The sequence below is a fragment of the Microbispora triticiradicis genome (assembly GCF_005864065.1).
GTDB classification, from domain to species: domain Bacteria; phylum Actinomycetota; class Actinomycetes; order Streptosporangiales; family Streptosporangiaceae; genus Microbispora; species Microbispora triticiradicis.
In genome coordinates this window covers 241,224-255,962 of the sequence record NZ_VANP01000010.1, presented here as the reverse complement: position 1 = coordinate 255,962, position 14,739 = coordinate 241,224, and the positions used below count along the sequence as shown (strand labels likewise).

Sequence of the window (14,739 nt, the reverse complement as noted above, 5' to 3'; positions counted from 1 at the left end):
ATGCCTCGTCTCAGGAGCAGGTGGTGCCGTTGAGGGTGAAGGCGGTGGGTTTGGCGTTGGCGCCGGTGTAGGTGCCCTGGAAGCCGATCTGGACGGACTGGCCGGCACCGATGGTCTTGTTCCAGTCGAGGTTCGCCGCGGTGACGGCGGTCCCGGTCTGCGTCCAGGTGGCCGACCAGCCGGGCGGGGAGATCTTCTGGTTGCCGGGGAAGGCGAACTTCAGGGTCCAGCCGTTGATCGTCGTGGTCCCGGCGTTGGTGATCGTGACGGTCGCGGTGAACCCGCCTCCCCAGTCGTTGGTCGCGTACGCGACCTTGCACGTGCCCCCGGACGAAGGCGACACAGAAGGCGACACAGAAGGCGACACAGAAGGGGACGCAGAAGGCGACGCTGAGGGAGATGCAGAGGGCGACGCAGAGGGGGACGCGGAGGGGGACGCAGAGGGCGACGCCGACGGTGATGCGGACGGGGACGCAGAGGGCGAGGCCGACGGGGATACCGACGGGGAGGGTCCGGTTCCCGGCGGGGTGCCCCAGAGCAGCCTGCCGTCGTTGCCGTACAGCGTCATGCGGTCGGCGCCCTTCGCCGACCAGTCGTTGGACGGGTCCCAGGTCGCGCCGTCGGCCACGCCGATCCTGAGCTGCACCTCGCGGCGGAACTCCGACTGGCCGCCGGGGAAGATGAGCGTGCCGGTGCAGTCGACCTCGGCGTAGTACGTCCGGCCCTCCAGCAGGTGCGGCCCGGTGGGCTGCTTGCACTGGGTGTAGGACGTGCTCACGGTGACCTGGCTCGCCGTCGTCGAGCCGTCGAGCGTGAAGTAGTAGCGGAACTTCGCCCGGTCGAGCACGGTCGCGGGCCAGGCCGACTTGTTGATGACGAAGGTCTTGGCCGCCGTCTCCCGGGTGGTGTGGGTGATCGTCGGCTCCAGGGAGAACTCCGGGCCGTCGGGCGTCTCGCGTGGCAGCGTCGCGAGGGGCGACCCGCCGTACGCGCCGTAGAGGACGGCGAGCGAGCTGGTGATGCCGGAGTTGAAGTCGAGCGCGACCTCGTTCTTGACGTAGTCGCCCCGGCTGTCGGTGTAGGCGTCGGCGCCGTCCGGGCCGCCGACCAGCGCGCCGTACAGGATGTGCCTGCTCACGGTGGGTTCGCCGTCGGGACCGGCGTTGGTCCAGGAGCCGTGCGCGCCGCGGTGGTGGGGGTTGCGCGGCGGGTTGGTCCCGAACCCGATCATGTAGCTGGAGTGGCGCGGGTTGTCGCCGAGCGCGTAGTCGATCTGGCGCTTGCCGAAGTCGTGGTAGCGGGCGCGGAGCGAGCTGGACGAGCCGAGATAGTCCGCGTACCTCAGCGCGACGAACGCGGTGTTGGCCGCCATGCGCAGCGAGGCCCAGTAGAAGATGTACGCGAGGCCGCCGGGGGTGATCGTGCCCTTCTTGCCCTTGTAGCCCACGGTCCAGTAGTCGAGGTAGCGCTGGACGTCGTCCTTGTACTTCTGCTCGCCGGTCAGCTCGGCCATCTGCTCGTAGACGGCGTACTGCTTGTCGTTCCAGCCGAAGCCGAAGTTGAAGACGGGCACCTGGACGCCGTTGCTCCCGGGGTCTTCCTGGGTGCCCATCTTGGGATAGAACTCGCGGGCCCGGTCGAGGTAGCTCGCGGTGCCCGTGGCCCGGTAGAGCCAGACGGACGCCCAGGCCAGCTCGTCCCAGTACATCTTCGTGGCGCCCTCGACCTGGCCGCCCTCGCCGGTGGAGTTGTAGAAGCCCTGCGCGGCGCTGACGCAGTTCACGTACGCCGTGTCGCGGCCGTTCGTCCCCTTGGTCGTGTCGGCGAACGTGAACAGCTGCCTGGCGTGCGTCAGCAGCGTGTCGGCGTACGACGGGTCGGTCGGCCGGAAGACGATCGACGACGCGGCCATCGCGGCGGCGGTCTCGGCCGCCACGTCGGTGCCGGGGCACGATGCGGTGATCTTGTAGACCGGCCGCTTGTGGCCCTTGGCCTCGACGGTCTCGGGCGCACCCCAGTAGGAGTGGTCCTCGCCGCCGTCGCCGACCTGGACGTAGAGGACGTTCGGCTCGGGATGGGCGTTGATGAAGTAGTCGCCCGACTGCCGGAGCGTGTTCAGCAGGTACGGCAGCTGGCCCGACCTCTCGTAGGCCGACCGGTAGTCGACGCCGCCCCAGGCCAGGGTGGTGGTCATGGAGGCCATCGGGAAGCCGAACTTCACATGGTCACCGGCGTCGTAGAAGCCGCCCGACAGGTCGACTCCGGCGGACTTCCCGTCGTTCACGGTCGAGTCGGCCCGCCAGGCCACCCGGTTCGTGGACGGCAGATGGCCCGACTCCTGCGCCTCGTAGAACAGGAACGACTTCTGCAGCGCCTCGCCGTAGGCGAACGTGGCGGCGGAGGCGGGAGCCCCGCCGGAAATGCCGGACAACACGGCGCCGGTCGACACTGTCACGGCCAGTGCCGTCGCGGTGCTCGCGCTCAGCAGCCGTCGCGGTAGTCGCATGAAAATGCCCCCAGGGATGACGTACGGGCGGGACGACCGGAAAGGGATCCCGCCCGGATCGTGCGTACGGGACCTGGCGCGCTCCAAGCGCGGCCCCGGACGCAGGGCCGTCCGTACAGGTCAGGGGCGTCGCAGCGAGCCGGGGGGGTGAAACTTTCAGCACGGGCCCGGCCGCTGTGAAGGCATGGCGACCGCGAATTAACCGTGCCGGACATTTCGAGAAACGCCGCGTACCTAGCGTCCGAGTCGTGGATGCAGGGCTGTATACAACACCGGACACGGGCCCGGCCGGGAGGACGAAACTCCGGCGGGAGCAGGTCTACGGCGAGTTGCGCCGGCGGCTGATGCTCGGCGAGTTCGCGATCCGGTCCCGGCTGGTGGAGGAGCGGATCGCCGCGCTGCTGGAGGTCTCCAGGACCCCGGTACGCGAGGCGCTGGTCCGCCTCCTCGCCGACGGCCTGGTGGAGCGGGGCCAGGACGGCGGTTACTACGTCGCCCAGCCCGACCTGCACGACCTCAGAGACCTCTACGAACTGCGGGTGACTCTGGAACTGCGCGGGATCAGCCGCGCGCTGGAGCCGGCCGTACGCGGGCACGACCCGGCGGTGTTGGAACCCCTGCGCGACCAGTGGCGCGCGCTGCGGGACGACCAGCCGGAGCCCGACCCGCAGTTCGTGGTGATGGACGAGGACTTCCACGTCACGATGAGCCGCGCCTCGGGGAACGCGGCGCTCACGAGCACCCTCGCGTCCGTCAACGCGCGGATCAGAGCGGTGCGCATGTACGACTTCCTGACCGCCGACCGCATCACCCTCACGATCCTGCAGCACCTGGAGATCGTCGAGGAGGTCCTCGCCGGGCGTCTCGAGGACGCCCTGACCGCGATGCGCCGGCACGTCGGGGAGTCGATGGACGTCGTCGAGCGCAGGGCCGCTCGCGCGATCACCCAGATGGCCCTCAACCGAGGCAGGCGCCATGACGTTGACCGAGGCTCCCACTGACCATCCCCTGCTCGCGGCTCGCGGCCTGACCCGGGCGTTCGGCGACGTCGTCGCCAACGACGGGGTCGACTTCGACGTACGGCCCGGCGAGGTGCACGCCCTCGTCGGGGAGAACGGCGCGGGCAAGAGCACCCTTCTCAAGCTCATCTACGGCGTGCACCGGCCCGACGCGGGCGACCTGGTGGTGGACGGCACGCCCGTGCGGGTCGGCAGCCCGGCCGCCGCCCGGTCCCTCGGGATCGGCATGGTCTTCCAGGACCTGCGGCTGGTCCCCGCGCTGACCGTGACGGAGAACGTCGCGCTCGCGATGCCCGGCAGGCTCAGGCCCGCCGCGCTCGCGCGGCGCATCGCGGCCGCCGCCGAGGAGTACGGCCTCGCCGTGGACCCGCACGCGAAGGTCGCCCACCTGTCCATCGGCGAGCGCCAGCGCGCCGAGATCCTGAAGGTCCTCCTCACGGGCAGCCGGGTGATCATCCTGGACGAGCCGACCAGCGTGCTGGCCCCCCAGGAGGTCTCCGCCCTCTTCCAGGTCGTCCGGCGGCTGCGCGGCCTCGGGTACGGCGTCGTCATCGTCACCCACAAGCTGGGTGAGGTCAGGGCCGTCGCCGACCGGGTCACCGTGCTGCGCGGCGGCCGGGTGATCACCGGCGGGGCGGACCCCGGGGCGTACGACGACGCCGAGCTGGTGGAGGCGATGGTGGGCCGGGCGGTGCCGCCGCTGCCCGCCGACCGCCCCGCGCCGCCGCCCGGCCGTACGGCCGCGCTCTCCCTCACGGGGGTGAGCGCGTACGGCGACAACGGGGTGCTCCGGCTGCGCGACGTCACGCTCGACGTGCTGCCCGGCGAGGTCGTCGGGGTCGCGGGCGTGGCGGGCAGCGGCCAGCGGGAGCTGTGCGAGGTCGCCTGCGGCCTGCGCCCGGCCGCGACGGGTGTGGTCGCGGTCGCGGGCGAGGCGCTCACCGGCCCGTCCGGGCGGGTCGCCGAGGTGCCGGAGGACCCGCTGGCCGACGCCGTCGTCCCCGGGCTCACGGTCGTCGAGCACGTCGCGCTCGGCCTGCCGCGCAGGCCGCGGCGGCGGCTGAACGTCGACTGGCGGCGGGTGGCCGAGATCTCCCGCGACCTGGAAGGCCGCGCCGGGCTCGGCATGGCCGCGGCCCGCCGCAGGGTCGCCGAACTGTCCGGCGGCAACGTCCAGCGGGTCATGCTCACCCGGGCACTCGCCCGTGACGACGCCGCGCTGGTCGTCGCGGCCTACCCCAGCCGGGGTCTCGACATCGCGACCACCCGGCGTACGCAGGAACTGCTCCTGGAGCGGGCGGCGGCGGGCGCGGGCGTGCTCGTCGTCTCCGAGGACCTCGACGAGCTCATCGCGATCAGCGACCGCATCGCCGTCCTGCACGACGGCCACCTCGCGGGCGTCGTGGCGGCGCGCGGCGCCGACCGGCAGGAAGTCGGACGCCTCATGCTCGGCGGTGCGATCGGTGGTGCGGCATGACGGCCACGCTCACGCGGCCCGCGGTAGCCGACCGGACCGCCTCCCCGGTCAGGACGGCGCTGAGGACGGCGGCGCGGTGGATCGGGGCGCTCGCCGGGGCCGTGGCGCTGTTCGCCGTTCTCCTGCTGGCCAAGGGGGTCGACCCGGTCGCGGCGCTGACCGGCATGGTCGCGCAGGCGTTCACCGGGCCGAGCCTGGAGCAGATCGTCATCAAGGCGACCCCACTGGTCCTCGGCGCGATGGCGGTCGTGCTGCCCGCCCGGGCCGGACTCACCAACGTCGGCGGCGAGGGGCAGATCCTCATCGGGGCCGTCGCGGGCGCGGGTGTGGGCCTGTCCGTCCCCGGGCCGGCCGCGCTGCCGCTCATGCTGCTCGCCGGGGCGGCCGGCGGCGCCCTGTGGGCGGGCGTGGCGGCGGCGATGCGGCTGGTGGTGGGGGTCAACGAGGCCGTCACCACGCTGCTGCTCAACTACGTGGCGCTCGACGTCATGCTCTACCTCATCTACGAGCCGTGGAAGGACCCGCACGGCTCCGGGCAGCCGGCCACCCGCCCACTGGAGATCGTCCAGCGGATGCCGCTGGTCAGCGGCACCGCCGTCCACATGGGGATCGTCGTCGCCCTGCTCGTCGCCGTCGCCGTGTGGCTGGTGCTGCGCGGCACGTCGTTCGGCTTCCACCTGTCGGTCGTCGGCGGCAACCCCGAGGCGGCCCGCCGCGCCGGGCTGCCGGTGGCGCGGCTGATCCTCGCGGCCATGCTGCTCGGCGGGGCGTTCGCGGGGCTGGCCGGCGCCGTCCACCTCGCCGGGGTCGAGTTCAAGCTCAGGCCCGGGCTCACCACGAACATCGGCTACATCGCGTTCCTCGCCGCCTGGCTCGCCCGGCACCGGCCGCTGCCGGCCGTGGGGGCGGCGCTGCTGCTCGCCGCGGTCACGGTGGCCGGCGACAGCCTCCAGCTCGACAGCGGGCTGCCGGCCGCGACCGTGAACGTCCTGATGGGCCTCGTCCTGCTCGCCGTACTCGGATGGAGTCGCCATGCTCGTCGTTGACGTGCTCGCCGGAGGGGTCAGGGGCGGGACCGCGATCATGTTCGCCGCGCTCGGCGAGACGCTGGCCGAGCGGGCCGGGGTGGTCAACCTCGGCACCGAGGGCTGCATGCTGGTCGGCGCGCTCGGCGGCTACGCCGTCGCGGCGGAGACCGGGAGCCCTTGGCTCGGCCTGCTGGCCGGGGCGCTCGCGGGCGCGCTGCTCGGGCTGGTGCACGCCGCCGCCGTCCTGTGGCGGGGCGCCGACCAGTTCGCCACCGGCCTCACGCTCATGTTCCTCGGGCTCGGCCTGACCTCGCTGTTCGGCGCGGCGTACGTCGGCAGTCCCGCCCCCGGTTTCGACCCGGTGCCGGTGCCGGTGCTCGGCGATCTCCCGATCGTGGGTGAGATCCTGTTCCGGCACGACCCGGTGACCTACCTGTCGTTCGCCGTCGCGCCCCTGCTGTGGTTCCTCCTCGGCCGCACCAGGACCGGCCTGCTGGTCCGTACGGCCGGGGAGCGCGCCGACGTGCTGCACGCGCACGGGCACTCGCCCGCCCTGGTCCGCGCCGCCGCCGTGGTGACCGGCGCCGGGCTGGCCGGGCTCGGCGGGGCCCAGCTCTCCACGGCGTACGCCCACGCCTGGTTCGAGGGCATGACGGCGGGCCGGGGCTTCATCGCGGTCGCGCTCGTCATCTTCGCCGCCTGGCGTCCCCTGTGGGTGATGGCCGGGTCGTACCTGTTCGGCGCCGCGCTCGCCGTGGCGCCGGCGCTGCAGGCCCGCGGGCAGGCGCTCAACCAGTTCGCCCTCGACGCCCTGCCCTTCGTCATCACCCTCGTCATCCTCGCGATCCTCGGCAGGCGCACGCTGCGCGCCGCCCCCGAGGAACTCCGCCGCGTCTTCGCTCGCTAGCCGGGAGACCCCATGCGCACGATCATCGCCGGGGCGGCCCTCACCGCCCTCGCCGTCCTCTCCACCCTCACGACCGCCTGCTCCGCCAACACCGCCGGGACCGCCGCGCCCGCCGCCCCGGGCGGCGCCGCGCCCGGCAAGGACTCGCCCGCCGTCGGGTTCGTCTTCGTCGGCCCGAAGGACGACTACGGCTACAACCAGGCCGCCTACCAGGGCAGCCAGGAGGTGGCCAAGGTGTTCCCGCAGCTGAAGGTGATCACCGCGGAGAACGTGCCCGAGGACGACAACGCCGCCCGCGTCATGAACAGCATGATCGCCAAGGGCGCCCGGATCATCTTCGCCACGTCGTACGGACACCTGGACGCCGCGCTCAAGGTGGCCGCCGAGCACCCCGACGTCGTGGTCGTCCAGCAGGGCAACCTCATCACCGGGACCACCCCGCCGAACGCGGGCACGTTCTTCGGCACCGTGTACGAGCCCGTGTACCTCGCGGGCATCGCGGCGGGCAAGGCGACGAAGACCGGCAAACTCGGATACGTCTACGCGTTCCCGATCAGCCAGACCATCGACAACATCGACGCCTTCGAACTCGGCGCCCGGTCGGTGAACCCCACCGTGAAGACGTACGCGGTGAGCACGTCGAGCTGGTGCGACCCGGCGAAGCAGGCCGAGGCGGCGGCGAACCTCCTCAAGCAGGGCGTCGACGTGATCACCCAGCACCAGGACTGCACCGCGACCGTCATCAAGGCGACGGAGGCGGCCGGCGCGATGACCGTCGGCTACCACGCCGACGCCTCCGGCATCGCCCCGAAGGGCTGGCTGACCGGGTCGCAGTGGAACTGGGGACCGCTCTACTCCGACATCGTCCGCACGGCCCTGGCCGGCACGTTCACCGGCTCGAAGTACAACGCGAACTTCCGGGTCGGCTACAAGACCGGCGACAACCCCTTCGTGCAGTCGCCGTACGGGCCGGGCGTGGACGAGGAGACGAAGAAGCTGGTCGACGCCGCGAAGGAGAGGCTCAGGAACTCCTCGCCCTTCGCCGGGCCGGTGCGCGACCAGGAGGGCAAGGTCCGCGTCCCCGAGGGCACCGTGCCTGACTACGAGACCATCGAGAAGATCGACTACTTCGTGGAGGGCGTCGTCGGAAGCCTGCCGAAGTCGTGAGGTCCTCAGTCATGACCACCACCCCGTATCCCTGGCCCTGGCACGGGCGTCTGGACCCGTCCCGGCTCGCTCTGCTCGCCGTGGCCTGCCCGGACCGCGCCGCCAGAGGGGGGATGGCTGGGGGGACGCCCAGCCTGGAGGAGACGGTGCGCGGCGCGGGCGGCCTGGTGGTCCGGGTGGGGGTCCGCCCGCCGCTGCGCCCCGCCGGGCCTCCGGTGGCACTACCGATTAAGGCTCCGGACTGCGACGTCGCGGCGGCGGGGTGGGACGGGTTCCACGGCAGCGGCCTCGACGACCTGCTCAGGGCGGCCGGGCGCGACCTGCTGGCGCTCACCGGCTGCTGCCTGGAACTCGGCGTCCACTCGACGATGCGGTCGGCCAACGACCGGGGGTACGAGTGCCTGCTGGTGGCGGACGCCTGCGCCGCCGCCGACCCCACGCTGGCCGGGGCCGCCCTCTCCATGATCGAAATGTCCGGCGGGATCTTCGGCGCGGTCGGATCGAGCGCCGCCCTCATCAGGGAGCTGTCATGATATTTCCGGTTGTCGAGGCGGAGCCGTACGCCTGGCCGTACGACGGTGGGCTCGATCCCGCCACCACCGCCCTGATCTGCGTCGACTGGCAGGTGGACTTCTGCGGGCCGGGCGGCTACGTGGACATGATGGGCTACGACCTGTCGCTCACCAGGGCCGGCCTGGAGCCCACGGCGCGGGTGCTCGACGCCTGTCGCGAACGCGGCCTCCTGGTCGTGCACACCCGCGAGGGACACCGGCCCGACCTCGCCGACTGCCCGCCCAACAAGCTGTGGCGGTCGCGGCGGATCGGCGCGGGGATCGGCACGGCGGGGCCCTGCGGGCGGATCCTCGTGCGCGGCGAGCCCGGCTGGGAGATCGTCCCCGAGGTCGCGCCCGTCGAGGGCGAACTCGTGGTGGACAAGCCGGGGAAGGGCGCGTTCTACGCCACCGACCTCGACCTGCTGCTGCGGACGCGCGGGATCACCCATCTCGTGCTGACCGGGATCACCACCGACGTCTGCGTGCACACGACCATGCGCGAGGCCAACGACCGGGGCTACGAGTGCCTGCTGCTGTCCGACTGCACGGGCGCGACCGACAAGGGCAACTACGAGGCGGCCCTGAAGATGGTCACCATGCAGGGCGGCGTCTTCGGCGCGGTCGCCCCGTCCGCCGCGCTCCTCGCGTCGCTCCTCGTCTCGCCTGCCGAGGCTCTGTGACCCCCGCCGAGATCGTCGCGGGCACGTACCGGAGGATCCGCGAACGCGGGGACGACGGCGTCTGGATCAGCCTCCGCCGGGAGGCCGACGTGCTGCGCGACCTGGACGGGCTCGATCCCGCGCTCCCGCTGTACGGCGTGCCGTTCGCCGTCAAGGACAACGTCGACGTGGCCGGGTTGCCGACGACGGCGGCCTGCCCGGCCTTCGCCTACCGGCCCGCGCGCAGCGCCCCGCTCGTGGACCGCCTGGTGGCGGCGGGGGCGCTGCTCGTCGGCAAGACGAACCTCGACCAGTTCGCCACCGGCCTGTCCGGGACGCGCACGCCCTACGGCGCCTGTGAGTCGCCGCTGGTGCCGGGGCTCATCTCGGGCGGCTCGTCGTCCGGGTCGGCCGTGGCGGTCGCGGCGGGGCTCGTGCCGTTCGCGATCGGCACCGACACGGCGGGGTCGGGCCGGGTGCCGGCCGCGCTCACCGGGACGGTGGGGCTCAAGCCGTCCCGCGGCCTGGTGCCCACCCTCGGCGTCGTGCCCGCCTGCAGGTCGCTCGACTGCCCCAGCGTGTTCGCGCGCACGGTCGCGGACGCGACGGCGGTCCTGCGGGTGATCGCCGGGCCGCACCCCGGCGACCCGTGGTCGCGCACGCCGACACCCCGAAGGCCCGGCGGCGGCCCGTCCGCCCGGATCGGCGTCCCGCGTTCGCCGGAGTTCTTCGGGGACGGTGCCGCGGCGGAGGCGTTCACGGCGGTGACCGAGCGGCTGGCGGGCCTGGGTCACGAGATCGTGCCGGTCGACCTGACGCCGTTCCTCGCGGCGGGGAGACTGCTCTACGAAGGGCCGTGGGTGGCCGAGCGGCTCGCGGGCGTGGGCGACTTCGCCGCCCGGCACGCGCGCGACCTGCACCCGGTGACCCGGCGGGTGCTGGAGAGCGGCCGCGCGATCAGCGGGGCCGAGGTGTTCGGGGGGCTGCACCGCCTGCGGGAGCTGCGGTCCGTCACCGCGCCCGTGTGGACCCGGATCGACGCGCTGGCCGTGCCGACCGTGCCCACGACGTTCACGCTGGCGGAGATGGCCGAGGACCCCGTCGGCCGCAACACGATCCTCGGCCACTACACCACGTTCGCGAACCTGCTGGACCTCGCCGCGGTCGCCGTGCCCGCCGGGCTCACCCTGGCGGGCCGGCCGCACGGCGTCACCTTCCTGGCTCCGGCGGGGTCCGACGACTTCCTGGCCGCCCTGGGCGCGGACTTCCTGGGTGAGAAGGACGAGATGGCCGAGAAGGCCGAGGCGGACCCGGCGCCGGCGGGCCGGACCGTCCCGCTGGCGGTGGTCGGAGCCCATCGGGTGGGCCAGCCGCTGCACCCGCACCTGGTGGCGCTCGGCGCGAGGTTCGCCGCCGTCGCCCGGACGGCCCCCTGCTACCGGCTCTACGACCTCGGCGACAGGCCCGGCCTGGTCAGGGAGGAGGGCGGCTCCTCCGTCGAGGTCGAGTTGCACGAGATCACCCCGGCCGCACTGGGGGAGTTGCTCGTGACCGTCCCCAGTCCGCTGGGCCTCGGCACGGTGGAGCTCTCCGACGGCCGCCGGGTCCAGGGCTTCCTGTGCGAGTCGTACGCGGTGGGGTCGGCCAGGGACATCACCGGGCTGGGCAGCTGGCCCGCCTACCTCGCGGCCGGACGCGCGTAGCGCCCGGCCGCGAGGCGGTCACGCCTACGCCGCCGCGGGCGCGTACGCCTCGACATCGCGGCGCCGCATCCGGTGGATCAACGTGTCCAGCGCCCAGGAGCCGGGGCCGAAGACGGCGATGAGGAAGAACGACCAGCAGAACATGGCCGCGGCCTCGCCGCCGTTGAGAAGCGGGAAGAGATCCTGCGGGGCGTGGACGGTGAAGTAGGCGTAGGCCATCGAGCCGGAGCAGAGCACCGCGCTGACGCGGGTGAACAGCCCGAGGAGGACGAGCGTGCCGAAGACCAGCTGGATGGCCGCCCCCCACCAGCCCGGCCACGAGCCGGTCGGCAGGACCTGACCCTTCCCGTCGATGCCGCCCAGGACCCCGAAGATCGACGACACGCCGTGGCAGACGAACAGCAGCCCGGTCACGACCCGGAAGAGCGAGAGCACCGGCCCGCTGATCTGACCGATTTTCACGGAGACCACCTTCTTTGTGGTGAAAAATAAGAATGAGAGCACCGGCCGACGAAAGTTTGGCTCAGGACTGTATAAACCGTGCAGAATTACGGCGTTCCGAGCTTCACATTGTCGGCGGATTCGACGCCCGGCTGTGGGAAGCCGCGCGCAGGTAGGGGTGCAGACCCCGAAAGTGCAGGTCAACACCTTTATCCCAGCAGCGTCGCTGGTGGTGTCGCTCATGCGTCCATGGACTGCGACGAGCCCGATGTCACTGTTCGGCGCCGAACGGACAGCGGACCGCGCTGGTCTTAGATTGCTGGTGCGGAGGCCGGTAGTCAAGTGTTCAAGTAATGCTTAGGGGTGCCGTGGCGGCGCTATGCGGGATAATGCCTGGTAGTGCTCCGTCCACCCATCGGATTTTGGTTTCAGTGACCATTCGGGCCGCGTGAAACTTTCCGATCGGGTCGTGCGCTATCGCGTCCAGAGACACTCCTGCACGGTCTGCACCAGTGCCATCAGGCCCGCCGACACTCGTTCGCCCCGCCATGCGAGGGCGTACGTCAGCCGTAGATCGCCCGCGTCGAGCGGGACGAAGGCGACGTCGTCCCTGCGGACGGACGCGACGAGCAGAGAGGGAGTCGGGAGCAGGCCGACGCCCGCCGCGACCAGGTCGAGCGCGGCGGCGAAGTCGTCGATCTCGCCGGCCACCACGTGCTGCCGGTGGGGCCCGACGCGAGCGGCGAGCCGCGCCCAGACGCCGCCGGGAGGGCGTTCACGGGGGACGAGCACCCGGTGCCGGGCGAGCCGTTCGGGCTGCAGCCGGGGCAGGGCCGCGAGCGGGTCCCCGGCGGGCACGGCCAGGTGACTGACGGGCACATGGAACCGGGCGGCCGTGGTCAGGTCACGGGGAAAGGGGCTCGCCAGGATCGCGGCGGTCACCTCACCGGCGGAGACGGCCGCGAGGGAGGCGGCGCGCCCGGCGGGACGCAGTTCCACCTCGGCCGGGGGATCGCGGCGGGCCATCCGGAGGGCCACTCGCGCCGCGAGACCACCCACCAGCGGGGGATAGGCCAGCCGGACGCCGGCGCCCGCCGGTGCGGCCAGCCGCCGCGCCTCGGCCGAGAAGGCCGCCGCGGACTCCAGCAACGTCTCGGCGTACGGCAGCAGCGTCTTCCCGGCGGGGGTCAGCCGCACCTCGCGGCTGGTCCGCTCGAACAGGCGGACCCCGAGCACACGCTCCAGCCGCCCGACGGCCTGACTCGCGGCGGGCTGGGAGACGCCCATCTCGGCGGCGGCGCGGGAGAAGCTGAGATGCCGGGCGACGAGGGCGAAGCAGCCGATGTCACGCAGTGGCGGGCCGGGGTCCACGGGTCAGGGCTTGCGGCCGACCCCGCACATCGCGTCGACCTCCGGCGCCTCGCCGAACTGGCTGGGCCCGGGCCGCCATCGGGACACCGACACCACCCCCGGCTCCAGCAGCGTGAGACCGTCGAAGAAACGGGTGATCTGCTCGGGCGTGCGCAGACGATAGGGGTCGCCCGCCTCGGCGCGGATGCGCTCGGCCTCGTCCGCCGCCTCGGGCGCGACGACCTTCGTGCCGTCCTCGAACACGAGGTGACTGCCGGACGGGAGGGCGTCCATCAGATAGCGCACGAGCCCGTACGCCTCCTCGTCGTCGAGGACCTGACCCATGACCCCGAGCAGCATGAGCCCCACCGGCTCGGCCAGGTCGAGCGTCTTCGCCGCCGCCTCCAGGATCGTGCCGGGGTCGCGCACGTCGGCCTCGATGTAGGCGGTCATCCCGGGCGGAGTGCTGGTCAGCAGGGCGTGGGCGTGCACCAGCACCAGCGGGTCGTTGTCGACGTACACGATCCGCGACTCCGGCGCCACCCGCTGGGCGACCTCGTGGGTGTTGGCGGCGGTCGGCAGGCCGGTGCCGATGTCGAGGAACTGCCGGACGCCCACCTCGCCCGCGAGATACCGCACGGCCCGGCCGAGGAAACTCCGCGACTGCCGGGCGATGTCCTCGATGCCGGGATACGCCCGCATGAGCTGGTCGCCGAGTTCCCGGTCCGCCGGGAAGTGGTCCTTGCCCCCGAGGAAGTAGTTCCAGACGCGTGCCGCGTGCGGCACGCTCGTGTCGAGCCTGGGACGGCCCTCGTCGCCGGGACCGTCCACCAAGCCTGCGCTCATCCGACCTCCCGTGCACAACCCTAGTGCCGGTCCACGGCGAACCCGAGAGACGGACGGCTTGAGTTTCCAGCCGCTGTCAGGGTGACACTCGTCGCCATGGACGATGAAGGGCTGTTCACCGTCGGACGGCTCTCCCGCCGCACCGGCATGCCGGCGCGGACGATCCGCTACTGGTCGGACGTGGGAGTGCTGCCGCCGGCGGGACGGAGCGAGGGAGGCTACCGGCTCTACGACGCCGGCGCCGTGGCACGGCTGGAGCTCGTCCGGACCCTGCGGGACCTCGGCCTCGGCCTCGGCGACATTCGGCGGGTGCTGGAGCGGAAGGTCACCCTGGCGGATGTCGCCGCCGTCCATGTGGACGCACTGGACGCGCAGATCCGCACCCTGCGGATCCGGCGCGCGGTGCTCAGCACCGTCGCGAGACGACGGTCCGGCACGGAAGAGATGAACACGGAGGAGATGAAACTGTTGAACGACATGGCACGGCTGTCCGCGGAGGAGCGGCGGAGCATCGTCGAGGACTTCGTGGACGAGGTCTTCGGCGGCCTGGACGCCGATCCGGAACTCAGGAACCGGATGGGGCACACCCGGGTCGACCTCCCCGACGACCCCACGCCCGAGCAGGTGGACGCCTGGGTGGAACTGGCCGAGCTCGTACGCGACCCGGACTTCCGGCGGCGCATGCGCGACATGGTGGAGCACAACAGCCGAGGGCGGGCCGGACAGGAGCCGGGGGCCTTCGCCTGGTTCGCCAAGAAGGTCGTCTGGCTCGCGGGGCAGGCCCGGGAGGACGGTGTGAGCCCCGATTCACCGGAGGCCGCGGAGGTCGTCACCCGCCTGCTCGGCGACATGGACGCCGCCGGCCGGGCGGCCGTGCGGGAGCGGATCGAGGCCGGCCTGTACGCCGAGGCCGATCGGTACCGGCGCCTGATGGCGGTGATCAACGGCCGGGAGCCCAAGCCGTCCCACGCGGACGACTTCGCCTGGCTTCTGGACGCACTCCGCGCGCACCCGGGGGCCTGACCATGATGTGAGCGCAAACATTACCGACAAAGTGGACGTCGGGGAGCCTTGACAGGACA

Annotated in this window: 13 protein-coding genes; 9 read left to right on the top strand and 4 right to left on the bottom strand. The window is 72.4% G+C overall.

What is annotated here, in order from left to right; genetic code table 11:
* Window positions 1-10: 10 nt before the first annotated feature.
* Complete coding sequence (locus tag FED44_RS25220; RefSeq protein ID WP_138462264.1) at window positions 11-2,506, bottom strand: glycoside hydrolase family 9 protein; 2,496 nt, start codon at window positions 2,504-2,506, stop codon at window positions 11-13.
* A gap of 248 nt (window positions 2,507-2,754) precedes the next feature.
* Here FED44_RS25220 and FED44_RS25215 point away from each other — a divergent pair, with 248 nt between their 5' ends.
* From FED44_RS25215 to atzF, 8 genes are read left to right on the top strand one after another with little or no spacing between them, the layout of a single operon-like run.
* Window positions 2,755-3,507 (top strand): GntR family transcriptional regulator, encoded by a 753-nt coding sequence (locus tag FED44_RS25215; RefSeq protein WP_244302247.1) that lies wholly within the window; start codon window positions 2,755-2,757, stop codon window positions 3,505-3,507.
* Window positions 3,482-5,002, top strand: coding sequence for an ABC transporter ATP-binding protein (locus tag FED44_RS25210; RefSeq protein WP_138462263.1), 1,521 nt, complete (start codon window positions 3,482-3,484; stop codon window positions 5,000-5,002). Before FED44_RS25215 ends, FED44_RS25210 begins: the two co-directional genes overlap by 26 nt.
* Window positions 4,999-6,048: an ABC transporter permease gene (locus tag FED44_RS25205; protein WP_138462262.1), complete on the top strand. Its 1,050-nt coding sequence runs from the start codon at window positions 4,999-5,001 to the stop codon at window positions 6,046-6,048. The genes FED44_RS25210 and FED44_RS25205 overlap by 4 nt, the downstream gene beginning before the upstream one ends.
* A complete protein-coding gene (locus FED44_RS25200) occupies window positions 6,035-6,937 on the top strand; it encodes an ABC transporter permease (RefSeq protein WP_138462261.1) in 903 nt (300 codons plus the stop codon). Before FED44_RS25205 ends, FED44_RS25200 begins: the two co-directional genes overlap by 14 nt.
* 12 nt (window positions 6,938-6,949) lie before the next feature.
* Window positions 6,950-8,104 (top strand): BMP family ABC transporter substrate-binding protein, encoded by a 1,155-nt coding sequence (locus tag FED44_RS25195; protein WP_111699844.1) that lies wholly within the window; start codon window positions 6,950-6,952, stop codon window positions 8,102-8,104.
* 11 nt (window positions 8,105-8,115) lie between these two features.
* Window positions 8,116-8,637 (top strand): cysteine hydrolase family protein, encoded by a 522-nt coding sequence (locus FED44_RS25190; protein ID WP_138462260.1) that lies wholly within the window; start codon window positions 8,116-8,118, stop codon window positions 8,635-8,637.
* The gene (biuH, locus tag FED44_RS25185) at window positions 8,634-9,338 is read left to right on the top strand and encodes a biuret amidohydrolase (protein WP_165900594.1); all 705 of its coding nucleotides are present in this window, start codon (window positions 8,634-8,636) and stop codon (window positions 9,336-9,338) included. The genes FED44_RS25190 and biuH overlap by 4 nt, the downstream gene beginning before the upstream one ends.
* Window positions 9,335-11,020 carry an allophanate hydrolase gene (atzF, locus tag FED44_RS25180; RefSeq protein ID WP_138462259.1) on the top strand — a complete coding sequence of 562 codons (1,686 nt, stop codon included), beginning with the start codon at window positions 9,335-9,337 and terminating at the stop codon, window positions 11,018-11,020. The genes biuH and atzF overlap by 4 nt, the downstream gene beginning before the upstream one ends.
* A 24-nt stretch (window positions 11,021-11,044) precedes the next feature.
* Here atzF and FED44_RS25175 read toward each other — a convergent pair whose 3' ends face one another.
* The 3 genes from FED44_RS25175 to FED44_RS25165 form a co-directional block, all read right to left on the bottom strand.
* The gene (locus tag FED44_RS25175; protein ID WP_244302245.1) at window positions 11,045-11,482 is read right to left on the bottom strand and encodes a DoxX family protein; all 438 of its coding nucleotides are present in this window, start codon (window positions 11,480-11,482) and stop codon (window positions 11,045-11,047) included.
* Window positions 11,483-11,935: 453 nt separating this feature from the next.
* Window positions 11,936-12,832, bottom strand: coding sequence for a LysR family transcriptional regulator (locus tag FED44_RS25170; protein ID WP_111699848.1), 897 nt, complete (start codon window positions 12,830-12,832; stop codon window positions 11,936-11,938).
* Window positions 12,833-12,835: 3 nt separating this feature from the next.
* Window positions 12,836-13,657 (bottom strand): SAM-dependent methyltransferase, encoded by an 822-nt coding sequence (locus tag FED44_RS25165; protein WP_138462258.1) that lies wholly within the window; start codon window positions 13,655-13,657, stop codon window positions 12,836-12,838.
* 96 nt (window positions 13,658-13,753) lie between these two features.
* Between FED44_RS25165 and FED44_RS25160 the strand changes: the two genes are divergently transcribed.
* Window positions 13,754-14,680 carry a helix-turn-helix domain-containing protein gene (locus tag FED44_RS25160; protein ID WP_138462257.1) on the top strand — a complete coding sequence of 309 codons (927 nt, stop codon included), beginning with the start codon at window positions 13,754-13,756 and terminating at the stop codon, window positions 14,678-14,680.
* Window positions 14,681-14,739: the final 59 nt, after the last annotated feature.